This is a genomic window from Nocardia noduli (assembly GCF_019038455.1).
Classification (GTDB): domain Bacteria; phylum Actinomycetota; class Actinomycetes; order Mycobacteriales; family Mycobacteriaceae; genus Nocardia; species Nocardia noduli.
The window spans coordinates 74,391-90,401 of the sequence record NZ_JAFMPL010000008.1; the positions used below are offsets into that span (position 1 = coordinate 74,391).

General features: G+C 65.5%; 16 protein-coding genes. 12 read left to right on the forward strand and 4 right to left on the reverse strand.

Translation table 11 applies throughout. From position 1 onward, the window contains the following. Positions 1-77: 77 nt before the first annotated feature. On the reverse strand, positions 78-1,460 hold the full coding sequence (locus JZ792_RS07625) for a helix-turn-helix domain-containing protein (RefSeq protein ID WP_405178347.1): 1,383 nt from the start codon (positions 1,458-1,460) through the stop codon (positions 78-80). A gap of 451 nt (positions 1,461-1,911) precedes the next feature. Between JZ792_RS07625 and JZ792_RS07630 the strand changes: the two genes are divergently transcribed. The 4 genes from JZ792_RS07630 to JZ792_RS07645 all read left to right on the forward strand — a co-directional run bounded on the left by JZ792_RS07630 (position 1,912) and on the right by JZ792_RS07645 (position 5,716). After that, complete coding sequence (locus tag JZ792_RS07630; RefSeq protein ID WP_216908258.1) at positions 1,912-2,178, forward strand: hypothetical protein; 267 nt, start codon at positions 1,912-1,914, stop codon at positions 2,176-2,178. Between the two features lie 81 nt (positions 2,179-2,259). Beyond that, a complete protein-coding gene (locus tag JZ792_RS07635; RefSeq protein WP_216908260.1) occupies positions 2,260-2,541 on the forward strand; it encodes a hypothetical protein in 282 nt (93 codons plus the stop codon). A gap of 107 nt (positions 2,542-2,648) precedes the next feature. Then, the gene (locus JZ792_RS07640; RefSeq protein WP_216908262.1) at positions 2,649-3,641 is read left to right on the forward strand and encodes a sigma-70 region 4 domain-containing protein; all 993 of its coding nucleotides are present in this window, start codon (positions 2,649-2,651) and stop codon (positions 3,639-3,641) included. A 311-nt stretch (positions 3,642-3,952) separates the two neighbouring features. After that, a complete protein-coding gene (locus JZ792_RS07645; protein WP_216908328.1) occupies positions 3,953-5,716 on the forward strand; it encodes a putative bifunctional diguanylate cyclase/phosphodiesterase in 1,764 nt (587 codons plus the stop codon). Positions 5,717-6,167: 451 nt separating this feature from the next. Here the strand turns inward: JZ792_RS07645 and JZ792_RS07650 are convergent, their stop codons facing one another. Further along, the gene (locus JZ792_RS07650) at positions 6,168-6,860 is read right to left on the reverse strand and encodes a type 1 glutamine amidotransferase domain-containing protein (RefSeq protein WP_216908264.1); all 693 of its coding nucleotides are present in this window, start codon (positions 6,858-6,860) and stop codon (positions 6,168-6,170) included. Between the two features lie 180 nt (positions 6,861-7,040). Here JZ792_RS07650 and JZ792_RS07655 point away from each other — a divergent pair, with 180 nt between their 5' ends. The 3 genes from JZ792_RS07655 (at position 7,041) to JZ792_RS07665 (ending at position 10,331) form a co-directional block, all read left to right on the forward strand. Then, positions 7,041-7,799 (forward strand): SDR family oxidoreductase, encoded by a 759-nt coding sequence (locus tag JZ792_RS07655; protein ID WP_216908266.1) that lies wholly within the window; start codon positions 7,041-7,043, stop codon positions 7,797-7,799. Between the two features lie 138 nt (positions 7,800-7,937). After that, entirely contained in the window at positions 7,938-9,359 is a 1,422-nt protein-coding gene (gene hpnE, locus JZ792_RS07660) for a hydroxysqualene dehydroxylase HpnE (RefSeq protein ID WP_216908268.1), read from the forward strand. A gap of 174 nt (positions 9,360-9,533) precedes the next feature. Beyond that, a complete protein-coding gene (locus JZ792_RS07665; RefSeq protein ID WP_254189465.1) occupies positions 9,534-10,331 on the forward strand; it encodes a hypothetical protein in 798 nt (265 codons plus the stop codon). 66 nt (positions 10,332-10,397) lie between these two features. Here JZ792_RS07665 and JZ792_RS07670 read toward each other — a convergent pair whose 3' ends face one another. Together JZ792_RS07670 and JZ792_RS07675 are read right to left on the reverse strand one after the other, a co-directional pair. Continuing rightward, the gene (locus tag JZ792_RS07670) at positions 10,398-11,306 is read right to left on the reverse strand and encodes an oxygenase MpaB family protein (protein WP_216908272.1); all 909 of its coding nucleotides are present in this window, start codon (positions 11,304-11,306) and stop codon (positions 10,398-10,400) included. Next, positions 11,303-11,572: a hypothetical protein gene (locus tag JZ792_RS07675; RefSeq protein ID WP_216908274.1), complete on the reverse strand. Its 270-nt coding sequence runs from the start codon at positions 11,570-11,572 to the stop codon at positions 11,303-11,305. Before JZ792_RS07675 ends, JZ792_RS07670 begins: the two co-directional genes overlap by 4 nt. A 581-nt stretch (positions 11,573-12,153) precedes the next feature. On the opposite strand from JZ792_RS07675, the gene JZ792_RS07680 reads away from it, so the two are divergent. The 5 genes from JZ792_RS07680 (at position 12,154) to JZ792_RS07700 (ending at position 16,009) form a co-directional block, all read left to right on the forward strand. Next, positions 12,154-12,378 carry a hypothetical protein gene (locus JZ792_RS07680; protein ID WP_109528774.1) on the forward strand — a complete coding sequence of 75 codons (225 nt, stop codon included), beginning with the start codon at positions 12,154-12,156 and terminating at the stop codon, positions 12,376-12,378. Next, complete coding sequence (locus tag JZ792_RS07685; protein ID WP_438804303.1) at positions 12,366-12,566, forward strand: hypothetical protein; 201 nt, start codon at positions 12,366-12,368, stop codon at positions 12,564-12,566. Before JZ792_RS07680 ends, JZ792_RS07685 begins: the two co-directional genes overlap by 13 nt. A 291-nt stretch (positions 12,567-12,857) precedes the next feature. Continuing rightward, positions 12,858-13,712: an MlaE family ABC transporter permease gene (locus JZ792_RS07690; protein WP_109528772.1), complete on the forward strand. Its 855-nt coding sequence runs from the start codon at positions 12,858-12,860 to the stop codon at positions 13,710-13,712. A 1-nt stretch (position 13,713) separates the two neighbouring features. Continuing rightward, positions 13,714-14,577: an ABC transporter permease gene (locus JZ792_RS07695; RefSeq protein ID WP_216908276.1), complete on the forward strand. Its 864-nt coding sequence runs from the start codon at positions 13,714-13,716 to the stop codon at positions 14,575-14,577. Between the two features lie 10 nt (positions 14,578-14,587). Continuing rightward, positions 14,588-16,009 carry an MlaD family protein gene (locus JZ792_RS07700; protein ID WP_216908278.1) on the forward strand — a complete coding sequence of 474 codons (1,422 nt, stop codon included), beginning with the start codon at positions 14,588-14,590 and terminating at the stop codon, positions 16,007-16,009. Positions 16,010-16,011 lie beyond the last annotated feature (2 nt).

The window sequence follows — 16,011 nt, forward strand, 5'->3', positions numbered from 1 at the left end:
ACCAGCCACCTGAATGCGCGGGACGCACCGGTGAAAACCCCCTTGCCGGCCGGTGCGTCCCGCCCCGGGTGCCGGGCTCAGGCCCGGGCGTGCGCCGATTCGATGACCGGATGGGCCTGCTGACGCCAGTCCGAGACCGCGCGCCCCTGCCACCGGGACAGGGTGGAATCGAACTGTTTCGCGCGTTTGGTCACCGTCAGCCCCACGTAGGTGTGGCCGTCGGTGATGGCCGCGGTCGCGACCGCGCACGCCTGCTCCACCTCGCCCGAGCCGAGCAGCGCCGCGGCGTGCTCGAACCGGACCAGCGCGGGTTCCATCGTCTCGCGCGGATCGTAGAGCGAGATCGCGTGCGCGGCGGCGGCCGCCGTCTCGTCGGGACGGCCGAGCCTGGCATAGCCGATAGCCCGATAGAAGGCGAGTTTCTCGGGTCGGAACGAGAAGATGCCGACCGGGAGGTCCGCGCTCGACAGCCCGTCGAGCGCCGCGCTCGATCGATCGATGCAGTACGCGAATTGGTCACCGTCACCGAGATCGGCGTGCGCGCGTGCCGCCATACCCCACAGCCAGGCCGCCGCCGCACCCGTGCGCGGGTTCTCGGACAGCCGCGGCGTGAGCAGATCCAGCACTTCCCGCGGTTTGTCGCTGTAGGTGGGCAGATAGGCCAGGCCCGCGAGGGCGATATCCTCGGAGTAGCGATCGCCGATATCCTGCGCCGCGTGAATCGCGGTCGTGTACCAGTTCCGCGCCCGGCCGAAATGGCCTTCGTTGAAGAGTATTTCGCCGACGACATTCGCCAGCCGTCCCGCGGTGCGGACCAGCCGAATCTGATGGAATGTGGCCTGCCTTTCGGCGAGACATCCACGAACGGTGCGGAATTGTTCCAGCGTGGTGTGCAGCAATTCGTGCGGCGGCACCTGGACCACCTGGCTGCCGAGGGTATCGGCGGCCTCTTCCAGCAACCCGAGCCTGCGCTCGCTGATGGAACCCGCGTCCAGGGTGGCCAGCATCTTCTCGGGTTCGTTCGCCACGAGGTCTGCCGCTTGGCCGGCCAGGCCCGCGCCGATGCAGGCCAGCAACTCTCGACGTCTCACGTCGTCTTCCTCGACTTCCTTGTCGAGCCCGATCGGCGCTGCACGGATCGCCGTGTGTTCCAGCGCGTTATCCCTACCGAGCTTGGTGTTCGGCACGAGCACCGAGCTCGCGTCTCCGGTTTCACTGGCCGCGTCGTGGCCCGCCGAGATCGCCCGTTCGAATCGGGCGACGACAACTGAATCGGATTCGGACAGCACCCGGTCGAGTAGCCGCCGGCTTGCGGCATGCATCCGGGTTGTCCGGCCCTTCTCCCACAAGACCACGGTGCGCGGGGTAACGCCCACCAAGCGTGCGAACTCGTAGCGACTTCGCCTCATCGCCGCGCGAAGGGCCATCACGTCCTCGCCCGTCCAGTCGATCTCGAGCATAGGTCCTGCTTCCTTACACCAGGCTGGATCAATCGGAAATTACTCGCATTTACCGTCTTCGGGTCTGTTATGCACCGAATCGCAACGCGCACTCTGGAAGTGCATCCGGCACCGGGTTGTGCCCAGACCTTTCGAAGGCGTCCGCCCTCCGGAAAATTACCGGCGCACGGTCCCGAAGCGGTCCGATCCAGCCGCTTCGAGCGCGGTATCCGGGGACGCTTTCCGGTGCCGGATGCACACGAACCCCGGAGGTGAACGATGGACGTACCGAACTCGGATATCAGGGAACTGTGGCTGATTCAGAGCCGTGACTGCACACAGGAACCATTATCCCTCGACTACGACCGTGCCCGATTCATCCTCTCGGTGCACGCGGGCCACGGCGCCGTCTGCCACCAATACCTAACCGCGTCGGCCTTCTGTTCCCGGCAAGCCGCCGGCCACTGAACCCATGGGATCGCTCTGGTCGATCCTGCTCGGATGCGGCCTGCTCGTCGCCGTGGCGGGTGTGGTCGGCAGCTGGCTCGACCGCACCCAAGGCTCCCGCGAACACGACTCACCGGCAGCGCCTTTCAGCATCGAACAAGCACATACCGTGATGCAATCACATTGCGGATGCCGCGCCGACGACTGCTCCCGCAAAGCCGCCGCGTTCCGCGCCCTCGTCGAAGCGGGACGCATCGTGCCCGACGCCCGCGCCGACCGCTACTCCCTATGAGCCGATCGCCCCGGAACCCGGGGTGGATCGCGTCCGACGTCACGTAGTCGCGGTGCGGCATGCGTGCGCGACGATGGGGACATGAATCCTCCTGTACCCGGACCGGTTTTCGATGTGTTCGCCGTCCTGAACGGCGTCGTGGACCTGAGGTCCTATCCGCGCCGGAACCTGGTACTCAGCTCACCCCAGACCGGCGGTTTCATCTTCGGCGCGGCTGACTACCAGCGCGCGATCTTCGAGCCGGTCGTCCACCTGGTCAACGGCATCGAGATGCTCGAATCCCAGGGGTGGGAGTTGGTCAGCGTGGTCGAACGCAACATCGAGAACGTCTACTACACAATGGCGTTCATGCGCCGCTCCTGATCATTGCTCGGGTTGGGAACCTGCGGCATCGCAGGGGCCGTCGGTGCGGTTTCCCAGTATTTCCGCGTGCTGCGGGGGAGGTAGCGTCCGCCGCCCTATAACTCTTCATGACCAGCGCGACCTGCGTGCTGGGGGAAGAACGCCGCTGGCCATTTGCCGGGAATGGCTTGTGGGCGGAGAGGAACCGCATGAGTACATCGAGCCCGGGGGCTGGACCCCCTCCCAGTGATCGGACCGGTCATCCCGAGCAGAGTTCCGGAAAGGCGCCAGGCGACAACCAGCTCCAGCAAGATCTTCCGGTAGTTGGTGGCAGCGCGGCGCAGCCGGAGCCCTCACCCTGTACGAAGTGTCCGAAATGCACGGCCTTCTCGGCTCGCGGACCTGTCGAGCAGGACGCCAAAGACCTGGAGGCGGCCACTGAGCGTGATCTGTTCAGGTTGCTGCATGCTCAGAACGTCGAAGGTCCGGTCTGGGCCAGTGTGGTTACCACGCTGGCCGAGTACGCCACTCAGGTCCTCAATCCCTGGATCTGGACCAACGAGATCTACAAACAACTGCACCGCAAGAATCTCACACTGAATGCCAGTCCTGCCGAGCGTCGGGCTTTGACCGTCGATCGGGGCTTCCGGATCGAGATCGTCAACCGGACTGTGGTAGCGGCGCTGGAAAAATTTCAGGAGCGCATGCGTGAGAGCAGGGGGTGGGATCCTTGCCGGGGATTGCAGCTGAAGGTGTATTTCATCAACACCTGTCTGTTTGTGTTCCCGACGGTTTTCGAGAGTGATCTGCGGTGGCGGCGTGCCCATCAACTCGCCTCCGAGTACGACGAAATCACCGCACTGGCGGACGCTCAGGCTATGTCGAGGTACCAGACCGGCAGCGATCCGATCGCGGTAGCGACAGAGCGGTTGGCGATCGAGGCCTATCTGGCGACTCTGTCGGATATAGACCGGGTCATCGTGTTGAAAGTCGCTGAGGGCTATAAACAGCAGGAGATCGTGGAGCTGTTCCTGGACCCGTCGGTGACTGTCAAGGCTGTCGAACACCGACTACGGCGGATCCGTGAGAATGCGCCACGCGAGCTGAGGACGTACCGATGAACTCACACGATTTCACGACCGCGGCGGGGCTGGCAGCCCATGCCCGCGACCTTCTCGAGCGTTCGTCGCTCGGTGCGGAGGGGCCTCGTCTGCTGCGGCGTCGAGCCTCTGGCAAACAGATCAACCAGATCCGCGCACTGCTCGATCAGTCCTCGAGAATCACCGATTCCGAGGGTTCGGCGCGTCATTTCGACGACTGGTACGGCGAACCGATCACACCGCCGGTAGCCGGCGATCGGACGACGTCACCCGGGCTGCTCGAATCCTTCCTCACCCGTTTCGAATCCGAGTCGGCGATCGACGAGACCACGATGAGAGACACGGTCGAACGTGTGCTCGCCGATCTGATCGCGCACTTGGATGTCGACTTCGCGCACCTGCGACGTATCGATCGTGAGTGGAAAGCGACTGTTCTCGTGGCCGAATGGCCGCGTCGGTCCGCGCCGGATCCGGATCCGCTCAGCGTCGTGTATTTCGACCAGGCGTACTCGCCTTTCCACGCTGTGGAGAACGTGAGCGAGCCGATGATCACCTGTGCGGACTCCTACTTCGGTCAGCAGGTGACCTCCGCGGTAGTGCCGTTGATGCGCGACGGTGAATCGATCGGAGTTTTGAGTTTCGTCAAGCACGGCGACTGGGTATGGAGCCAGCAAGAAGTGGGCGTGCTCAGGGTGATCGCCTCTCTGCTGGTCGAACTGCAGAGACGGGTCGACGCCGAGACGAGGGCCGAGTATCTGTCGACGCACGACAAGCTGACCGGCCTGCCCAACGAGCACGCCCTACTCGACTTCATGGGGCGCCGTCTTCGTAGCAGTCGGCCCGGCCCGGTAGCGGTGTTGTGTGTGAGCCTGGACGGGCTGAAACTGATCAACCACCACCGCGGGCGCCAGGCTGGTGACCAAGTGCTGTGCAACGCAGCCGGCCGACTCGAGGAGCAACTGGAAGACGATGACATGGTCGCCCGGATCGGCGGGGATCAGTTCGTCATCGTGCCGAAGAAGGCGATGGACCCCTACACCGCGGAACTTCTCGCCTGCCGCATCCAGCAGGTACTGACCGGCAGGACCATCCTCGATGACGGAACCACAAGCTGCGGTGTAAGCGTGGGGGTCGCGGTAGGTGTCCTCGGCGAGGACGCCGCTGATGTCCTACGCCAGGCCGACTTGGCCCTCCGGGCAGCGAAAACACAGGACGGCAATGGTGTCGCTGTCTACACCGACACCATCTGTATGCGGTTCGAACTCGAAGACGACATCGCGCTGAATCTGCGCAGCGCCGTTTCCGACGATTCGCTGGTGCTGCATTACCAACCCGAGGTCGATCTGCGCACCGGCCGTGTACTCGCCGTGGAGGCCCTCGTCCGCTGGCAGCATCCCACCAGAGGCCTGCTGCTGCCGGACACGTTCATTGGAGTAGCCGAAGCCTCCAACCTCGCTGATGAACTCGGCGACTGGGTGATCCGGGCCGCGTGTGCCCAGCTCTCCGACTGGCATCGCCGTGGCCTTGCCTCGGATGTGGTGCTGCGGATCAACACATCGCCGATGCAGCTGATCAACCCGAACTTCGTCGACCGCGTCGCCCGAGCCCTGCAACTGCACGGAATCGCCGGCGATTCCGTGTGTTTGGAGATCACGGAGAATGTGGCAGTGCAGGATCTGAACCGAACCGACCTGACCCTGCGCGCACTCAAAAGCCTGGGCGTGCAGATCGCCCTCGATGACTTCGGCACCGGCTACAACACTTTGACCCACCTCCAAGCGCTTCCGGTGGACATCGTCAAGATCGATCGGAGCTTCGTCAAATACCTCGATGACAACCCACACAACCGCGCCATCGTCGAATCCATCATCACCCTGGCGCGAGACTTCGAACTGGCAGTCGTCGGCGAAGGAGTCGAAACCACGGCGGCCGCGCATACCCTGCTCACCCTCGGCTGCCACCGTGCCCAAGGATTCCTCATCGCACGACCACTACCTGCCGAAGAGGTCGAGACACACTTGAATACCATGCGGATTCGGCTTGATCTCGATGAGCCTCCGATGCTCGGACGGCCTCGTGCACACCGATACCGGTAACGATCCCGACAGTGTCACCGGGCGCCGGTCCCACCACCACGAAATCCGTCGACGCGACCAGCGCTGTCACCGCGAGGATCAGCCCGACCAGGGCTGTGCAGTAACCAACGGTGCTCCAGTCCCAGTGCCCACTCGTCACCAATTTGAACTGGCGGTCCAGGAAGTCGAGAAGGCCGACGGGCGGAATATCGGCTCGTATGAGAGCAAGGCAATTCGGTGAACCGCACCTGGTGCATCGGGTCGTTTCAGTCGTCATCTCTGTGACGGCGTCATGGATCTGATCGGTCGGCATGAGCAACTCCTTCATGATCGTGCTCTACCGATCTTCTAGTCGTCGACACACCGGAATCCCCCGGTCGAGCGTGTTTTCGCCGAGTTGCGGATTCCGAGGGGGATTGTCAGTTCCTGCACTGCCTGCGGCGCAAGTTTCGGCGGCGGCGATGCCGACGGTCTACCCGAGGACTTCGAGAATCCGTTCCGCGAGCGGCGCGGCCGAGGCGGGGTTCTGGCCGGTGAACAGGTTGCGGTCGACGACGGTGTAGGGCTTCCAGATCTCCCCGCGGGTGAAGTCGACGCCGAGTTCGACCAGTCCGTCCTCGACGGTCCAGAATGCCTTCTCACGCAGCCCGACGGCGTCTTCCTCGTCGTTGGTGTAGGCCGTCATGCGGTAGCCGGTGAAGGGTGACACTCCGTTGCGTCTGGTCGCCAGGATGGCCACCGGCGCGTGACACACGATTGCGAGTGGTTTGCCTGAGGCGAGGGCGGCGGTCAGTAGCCTCCCGGAATCGGCGTCCTTCCACAGGTCTTCCATGGGGCCGTGGCCGCCGGGGTAGTACACGGCGTCGTAGTCCGCGAGCCGAGCGGCGGCCAATTCGATCGGTCGGCGCAACTCCTCCGCGGTGCGTAGGACTTCCTCCAGATCGAGAGCGATCCGCTCACCGCCTGCCATCGACGGCCGCAGGCTCATCGAGTCGACGTGCGGTATCACGCCGCCGGGGGTGGCGACGACGATATCGTGGTCGGCCCCGGTGAGGGCGCTGTAGGGCGCGGCGAATTCCTCGGCCCAATAGCCGGTCGGATGTCGGGTGCCGTCTTTCAACGTCCAATACGCCGCGCCGGTCATCACGAAGAGAACTGTGGCCATGACTGCATACTCCCTTGCCGGTGGTGAGGCCGTAGGCGAGCAATATCGATCTCGGGGCGACCCGGGTCGCCGTCCACTGTAAAGCGGTGTCGATACCGAGGGCAATGCGCGAATTTCCCGATGCGCATTCTATTTGCTGAAAGTAAGCTGTAGGTCGCGCCCGACATACACGGAGAAGCCATGAGCGATATGACCACCGCGACAGCCAATCGACCGGGATCGGAACTGGTCGGCCGCACGGTCGTCCTGATCGGCGGTAGTGCGGGCATCGGGTTGGAGACAGCCAGGCGGGCACGTGCCGAAGGCGCGGAAGTGGTGCTCACCGGCCGCGATCCCGATCGGTTGACGCGCGCCGCCGCCGACGTCGGAGCTCAGCGCACCGCCGCGTTCGATGTCACCGACGACGACGCGCTGGCGGGCTTCTTCGGTGAGCTGCCCGCGAAGATCGACCACGTCATGGTCACCGCGGGCGGACCCCGCTACGCGCCGCTGCTGGAAATGGATTCGGCCCAGGTGCGCGAGGTTCTCAGCGGTCATGTGGCCACCTATCTCGCGGTGGCGCGCCACGCGGCGAACAAGCTGAACGACCGGGGTTCGTTGGTTTTCATGGGTGGCACCGGTGGACGGCGCATATCCAAGAGTGCCGGAATCGTCTCGGCGGCCACCGCCGCGCTGCCTCCGTTCACGGCGGCTCTCGCCCTGGAGCTCGCGCCCGTGCGGGTGAACCTCATCGCCGCCGGATTCGTGGACACGCCCCTGTCGGCATCGCTGCTCGGGGATCGACTCGACGAGCGTCGGCGCGAGCTGGAGGCCACGCTTCCGATCGGGCGGGTGGTCGGTCCCGCCGATGTCGCCGCGCTCGCGGTCCATCTGATGACCAATACCGCGTTGACCGGTGCGACCTACGACATCGATGGCGGTCAGCAGTTCGTCGGTTGACGCGAGATCACCGCGGCCCCATGTCCGATCCCGGCTCGGGATCACCGATTCCGCTCTATACAACCCGCCACCGCGATGCGATGATGACAGCGTTTTCTTCTCATTCAATCGCTCAGTCGACGCACACCGGAGGTGCCGATGAGGCAGCAGGAATCCGCGCACATTCTGGTGGCGGGCGCGGGCCTGGCCGGATTGGCCACGGCGGTCTGGCTCGCGGAGGCGGGTCACCGGGTGACGTTGGTGGAGAAGCGGGGGCGGCTCGGCGGGCGGACGATCTCTTTCGAGGTGCCGGGGATCGAGGGCAGGGTCGACAACGGACAGCATCTGTTCGCGGGCTGCTACGACGCCCTGCTGCGCTACGTCGACACCATCGGCACCCGCGATCGATTGCACTGGGACGCACCACCGTTCGCGATCAGAACCGGACCGGATCGCCTGCTGACGATGCGCGCCCCCGCGTGGCTGCCGCACACACTGCGCCGCGCGATCGGACTGTCCTGGCTGGCGTGGCCGCCGATCCCGCTGCGCGACCGGCCCGCCGCGGTGCGCAGCTGGGCCAGGATCGCGCTCGCCGCGCGTCGTCCGGATCCCGCCCTCGACGATCTGACCGTCGACCGCTGGTTCCGGCGGATCGGCGTGCCGGAATCGTTGCGCGCGTTGGTACTCGACCAATTCGTCATCGGACTGCTGAACGAGAAGCCGGACCGGGTGTCGGCCTACATGTTCGCCCAGACGCTGCGATTCATCAGCGGGCGAGCGCTTTCGGGGAATCCGCGTGCCGGTGACGCGGTCTGGCCGCGGGTGAGTCTGCACGAGTTGTTCGTCGCGCCCGCCGAGCGTTTCCTGCTGGCGCGCGGTGCGGAGGTGGTGGTCGGGACCGGTGTCGCCGATATCGAGATCACCGACGACGGACTCACCGGTGTCCGGCTCTCCGACGGGCGGGTGATCGAGGTCGACGCGGCGGTGCTCACGCTGCCGCCCTGGTCGCTGACGACACTGCTCGATCGCGGACGCCTCGGGCAGTACGACCATTTCTCGCCCGCGCGCAAGATCGAGCCCGCGCCGATTTCCAGCGTGTACGTGTGGCTGGACCGTCCGCTGCGGATGCGCAGACTCGCGGAGAATCTGCGCGACACCACCATCGAGTGGGTTTTCGACACCACCGGGATGCACGGCGTCGAGACCGAGGCCGGGCACTGCTATTCGCTCGCTGTCAGCGCGTCCTGGGATGTGGTGCACCTGCCCAACGCCGAATTCACCGCGGCGGCACTGGAATCGCTGGCGAAGCACTATCCGGAGGTCGGGGACGCGCAGGTGCTGCGCACCCACGTCATCCACCAGCCGCAGGCGACCTTCTCGGCGCAGCCGGGTTTCGACGCGCTCCGGCTCCCGCAGCGCACGCCGATCGACGGACTGTTCCTCGCGGGGGACTGGACCCGCACCGGCCTGCCGTCGACCATGGAAGCCGCCGCGGAGAGCGCGGTGCTCGCCGTCGACGCGGTTCGCGAGTTCCTCGGCGCGCGCGTCGGCGTGGCCGAGGGTGACAATCAAGTCGGCTGAACAATTCTGAAAGACCTGGTGGCCGCATATTTTCGCGGTTGACTTCGCGTGTCCGGCAATCCGTGGTCCCCGTGGGTCCGAATGCGAAACGACAAGTTCTTTCAGGATGAAAGGCGTTAGATGGGCACCGGCAAGCACAGGGCGACCAGCCCGCGTCGACAGAAAATAGGGTCCATGGTCGTGGCGGGCGCGGTCCCCGTTGTCCTGACCCTGGTGGGCACCGGTACCGCGAATGCCGAGCCCGAGCAGTTCGTCCCCGTGAGCCGGAGCGACGCGGCGATCGCCGACGCGGTGGCGGACGAGGCGCCGCAGTGGCCTGCCGCCGACGTGCCCAACGTGCGGCCCTACCAGGGCACTCGGATTCCCGAAGACACGTTGACGTCGTTGCAGTGGGCACGCCCGATCCCGAAGGGCGAGTACCTGGCCCCGCTGGAAGCCCTGCACGCACCCGTCGCGGTCGCGCCGGTGCCGCCGATCGCGCCGCCGCCGGGCATGCTGCGCTTCGGTGATGTCCAGGTCGAATCGCCGGAATGGCTGCCGAGGGAACAGGCCATCCAGATCAACGACGGGTCGGCGCAGGCCGAGGCGAATCTCGCCACGTTCCTCGATTCGGTCGGTATGGAACGGACGCGCTCGGATCGGGTCGCGAGCCAGACCATCGGCTCCGCCGCGATCGGCGCCACGGCGGGCGCCGCGTTCGCGAGTCCGTTCGCGCTCATCGGCGCGGGCGTCGGCGGCGGCATCGGGCTGGCCATCGGTCTGCCGTTCGCCCCGATCGGTCTCGCCGCCGCTCCGCTCGGCGCGGCCTACGGCTTCGGCCTGATGGCGGCCCCGCTCGCGGCGATCGGCGCGGGCATCGGCGCGGGTTTGGGCATGACCGCCGCTCTCGCCGCCCCGCCGCGCGCACTCGAAGCCGCTCCGGCTACCGCGCCCCCCGCCGATCAGGTGATGGACGAGACGGTCGAAGGCTGACCCGACCGAACGGCACACCGGCCCGCCCGAGGGTTTTCGAACCTTCGGGCGGGCCGAGCCGTTTCCTCAGACCAACTGCTTCTGCCTGCGCAGACGAATCCGGAGATCGGCCATCAGCGCGTGGCTGCCGCCGTGGCGCAGCGGACGCGGAATGAAGCGATTGACGAATCCGACGAAAACGAACAGGTGCTCGAAACGGCGCTGATCGGCCGCGGACCATTTCAGCTGCATCTGCTCGCGGAAATGCGGCGCGAGGAAGCCGATCGTGAGGAATTGCAACAGTTTCCGGAACGGCAGCCGTAGATACCAGTGGATCATTCGCAGATTGAGCAGATCATCGACGTAGGAACGCACGTAGTCGTCCAGCACCGCCTGCTCGCAGGCCTTGTTCCAGTACTCGTCGAAATCCTTGCGGGTGGCGGGCCACATCTCCTCGGTGACCTGGAGGGTCGTGCCGAGGGTGGACGACGACGCGTAGAAGGCCTCGGCCTGTTCCTCGCTCATGCGCCCCTGGAGCAGCTGGTAGGTGTCCTCGAATCCGATGTAGAGGCATGCGGCGACCCACATCTGGAGATCGCGGTCGAACGCGTTGTACTTCACCGGGGCGCCCGGCTGGGAGCGCACGTGCCGGTGCACCGCGTTCACGGCCTCGCGATAGGCCGCCCGCTCCTCGTCCGTCCCGAGGATGGCCACGGCCAGGTACTGCGTGGTGGTGCGGGCCCGCTTCCACGGATGTTTCATCAGGGATCCGGATTCGACCTTGCTCTCGGCCACCCCGTAGCCGACGCCTGGCCGCGCCATCTGCATCGCCACATTGGCGGCCGCGCCCGCGAAGGACCAGAAGTCCAAGGCGTCGGACAGTTTCAGCGGCCGCTTGGTGAGCGGGCGATGCGCGGTGCTGATGTGAATGCGGGTCCGGTCCGCGTTCGGGGCGGTGGTGTCCCGGTGATCTCTCGGCTGAGCGGCGGCGGTCATGCCATTCCTTTCGTGATGCTGCGGACGGCACGAACGCACAGCGTCGTGGCGGCCCGTGCGGTGGCGACGAGAACCGCGGTGAGGAACAGGCAGCCGAGGAATTCGAATACCGTCATTTCCGTACCGAGAATTCCGTTGAGCACCTTCATTTTTCGTTCATCGACAAGCCGGTGAGCATCGGTTCCGCTGCCCGCGTCCGAACCCGGACTCCGGAGGATCCGGCGCACCCCGATATCCGCGGTGTGCGGCACCGTGTGAAACGTCATCGAACCTCCGGCGGACGGGTGGCGCGGGGTCGGTCCCGCAGCAATATGTTACTGCATATTCTCATCAGTTCGCGAGCTTGTTCCGGATTCGATCCGGGGGCTCGGTGAGGTGATGGCCGCCCGATAAATACGCCGTAAACGGGGATTATGAGACACCGCACGCCTCGAGTATCTCGCGGTGTCCGCGCGGGACGGATTCGCGCGTAGTTATCGGTAGATCGGCCGGTTCGTGATCGAATAGGTGGCAACTCCGCGGGGTTCCCTCGCGTGCGACGGGGGCGCGGATGTCGTCCGGTCCCTGGCGGATTCCCGCTGTCCGCCCCCGCTCAACTGTCGGAACTGATGGCAACATAGAGATCCCGCGAGATGGGCTGACTCGGCCTTTTCGCGTGAAGATCCGGGTAGTGCGAGGCGGATTCGCTCGTAGGGCTTCCACTTACTCGAGAATCGTGCGTAACATATGGGCGCATACCGGACGGGTGGTCACGCGGTGGGGCTCGCTCCAGCGTCGCGACGATCCCCTCGGGGTCGAGGCAGGGGCGCCTCGGTACTCGTTCCGGCACGGGAAAGGACGCACGTACATGCTCGAGAAGCTGGATCGAATATTCAGCTACGAGATGAAGGTTTCCGAGTTCGTCGGGACCCTGATCATCCTCGGAATCCCTTATGGGCTGATCGGTCTCATCTGGACGTTGACGCACACCGCGCATCTGAAAGATATGCACGGACTCGACGTCGTCATGTCCTTCCTCGGTTCCATCGTGTGCTGGCCGGTGCTCACCTTCTCGAATGTGTGCATGACCTGATGATGGCGCTGGTGTGGCTCATCGACATCCTGGTGATCGGTATCAAGATCCTCGGTGGGCGGACGAAGGTTAATCCGGTCCTGCGTTATGGGCTGTGGCTCGCGGTGCTGAGCACCCTCGTGGCGGGCGTCGGTGTCCTCGGCTACCTCGTGGTGCTGTTGCAACACCGGCTCAGCGAGCAGGCCTAGTCCGGGACAACGCAATTACCTGAAGTATCCGACGGAAACTTAAGAGGTATCTTCCGTCGCTGATTCGATGAGTGCTGCCCGAATTAGGCGGCAGTACTGGTGAATTACGTCCACGCGACTCGATACTGCCGCGTATCGGCAAACATTCATCCTGAGAATTCATATTCACATCTGTGTTGTGTCTCACGTCGGATCCATGCGACACTGCACACGCTCCGCGCCTCGCCGGGGGAGACCGGAACATCGGTCGGCGAGTGAGCGACGGACAGCCGGGAAAGGACTCGGGCACCAGTGACCACCACCGAAAGACCTCCGAGACAGAGCGATCTGGAATCGGCGGTACAGGACCTGAGAGGGCTGTGGCAGCGGCATCCGCAGCGCTCGCTCGAAACCCTCGGCCGTCAAGTGATGCTCGGCCGCGACGCGGTGATCGAGCTGTTCCGTGCCCTCTTCGCGCGCCGGTTCCCCTACCACGAGTTCATCAAGCAGTGCGCGTTCATGGCGAGCGTCTCGGCCGCGCCGACGGTGTTCGTCGCGATCCCCATCGCGGTCGTGGTGTCGATCCAGGTGGGCGCCTTGGTGAATCAGGTCGGCGCGACCACCTTCATCGGCGCGGTCGCCGGCCTCGGGATCATCCGCCAAGGGGCACCGCTGGTCACCTCGTTGATGATCGCGGGCGCGGTCGGCTCGGCGATCTGCGCCGACCTCGGCTCACGCACCATTCGCGAGGAGATCGACGCGATGATGGTCATGGGCGTCGACCCGGTGCGGCGGCTGGTCGCGCCGAGACTGCTGGCGGCGGTGCTGGTCAGCATGCTGCTGTGCGGTTTCGTCGTCTTCGTCGGATTCGCGACCGCCTACATGTTCAACGTCTACGCCCAGTCCGGGACGCCCGGCTCGTTCATCAGCTCGTTCTCATCCTTCGCGGTGGCCAACGATCTGAGCATCGCGCTGGTGAAGGCGGCGGTATTCGGCGCGCTGACCGCGATCATCGCCTGCGACATCGGATTACACGCCAAGGGCGGACCCGGCGGTGTCGCGAACGCGGTCAACTCGGCCGTGGTCACCTCGGCGCTGATGCTGTTCGCGACCAACATCATCCTGACGCAGTTGTACAACACGCTGTTCCCGACGAAGGTCATCTGAGGTGGGCTCGCGATACACCCCACCCGCGCTGAAACCGTTCCGCGCGGTCGGCGCGGCGGTGGCGGTGCCGTATCAGGTGAATCAGCGCATCGGACATCAGGTCATCACGTTCTTCCAAGCGGTAGCCGCGATTCCGCTGGCGATGCGGCACTATCGCAAAGAGGTGCTGCGGCTCACCGCCGACGTCGGCTGGGGCAACGGATCGCTGGTGGTCGGCGGCGGCACGGTCGGCGTCGTCATCATCCTGTGCGCCTTCGGCGGCATCACGGTCGGCATGGAGTCGTACTCGGCGCTGAACCTGCTCACGATGGGCCCGCTGACCGGCGCCATCTCCGGTTTCGCCACCACGAGGGAATTGGCGCCCATCCTGGCCACTCTCGCCTTCGCCATCCAGGCGGGCTGCCGCTTCACCGCGCAACTCGGCTCGATGCGGATCTCCGAGGAGATCGACGCACTCGAATCCATCGCCATCCGCCCGCTGCCGTACCTGGTCACCACCAGGATGATCGCGTCGACACTGACCATCATCCCGCTGTACACGGTCGGCCTGGCCACCGCCTACCTCGCCACGAAACTGTCGGTCCTGTTCCTCGGCGGCACCTCGGCCGGCACCTACGACCACTACTTCTTCCAATTCCTCATCGGCCCCGACGTCTTCTACTCCCTGCTCAAGGTCGCGGTCTTCACACTGCTCGCGACCTTCATCCAGTGCTACTACGGCTACACCGCGACCGGCGGCCCCGAAGGGGTCGGGGTGGCGGCGGGCCGCGCGATCAAGATGGTCATCGTCGTCATGGTTTTCACCAATCTGTTCATGACCCTCGCTATCTGGGGCATCGACCCCGGATTCCGGATCTCGGGATAGGGGGCCGCGAATGTTGCTCGATCCAAGCGGACGCGGCCCGACGGCCCGTCAGCTCACCGTGTCCGGCATCGCCATGATCGTCGCCGTCGCCGTCGCGGCGGGACTACTCGTGCTGCGCTACAACGGATATTTCGAGGAGAAGGTGCCGGTGACGGTCGAACTCACCAGCACCGGTGACGGCCTACCCTCCCACGCCGACGTGAAATTCCGCGGCATGGTCGTCGGTTCCGTCGAACAGGTGGAGGTGGTCGGCAAGGGCTTGCGCCAGCGCGCCGATGTCGGCTTGAAACCCGACGTCGCCCATACGATTCCGGCCGGTGTGAAGGCCCGGGTGGTACCCAACAACCTGTTCGGCGTGACCGCGATCGAACTGGTCGACAGCGGATCGGGCGGCGCGAAGCTGTCGGCGGGCGCGGTCATTCCCGAGGACACCGGCGCGGGCGCCATGCAGTTGCAGACCACCCTCACCGTGCTGCGCGACGTGCTCGACAATATCCAGCCGGAGAAACTCGGCCGGGTGCTGGCGACGCTGGCGGCGGCGCTCGAGCCCGGTGCGCGCGCCCCCGGTTCCACCGTCGAACGTCTCGACCTCTGGCTGACCCAGATCCACGGGACACCCGGCATCGGGAATCTGCTCGGCGACCTGGGTCGCGCCACCACCGAATTGAGCAAGTCCGCGCCCGAATTGGTGGGCGTGCTGACCGAATCGGTGACGGTGGCGCGCACGCTCACCGAACGCCGCGACAATCTGATCGCCCTGCTGGCGAACGCGAGCAGCACCATCGACTCGGTGAACGCGTTGTTCGCGGCCAATCCGAATGCCGCGAAGGAACTCGTCCCTGGCCTCGATCAGGTGTTCGGCGACCTCGCCCGCGACCCGGACGCGATCCCGTTCACCGTGAGCAACCTCAACGCGACGCTGGGCAAACTCGGCTCGGTCTTCACCTTCGGTCCGAAACGCCAGATGGTGTGGGCGATGGATGTGAGCCTCACGCCGTTCCAGCAGTACACCGCCGCGGACTGCCCGCGCTACGGCGACATGTACGGGCCGCGCTGCGGCGGTCCGACGATCCCCGAAGTCGCTCCGGCACAGGTGTATCCGCCCCAGATGCTGCCGCGCTGGCTCGACGCCGCCGGTCCCGCGCCGGTCTCGATCGTGCCGGGGGCGCCCGGCACCGGGACCGCCGGAACTCCCGCGATCCCCGGACTTCCCGGCATCCCCGGTATTCCGGCGATTCCCGGAATCACCGCGCCCGCCTCGAACAACACCGGCGCGACGCCGAGTGCGCGGCCGATCGCCTCCGGACGCGGATACGCAGGCGTCGCCGCCGTGGTCGGTGGTCCGCCGACGGCCGCGCAGTTGCTGCTGATCACGCCGCTGATCGCGGGCGGAACCGTCACCGTGTACGACACCGAGGAAGGGGGTAACTGACG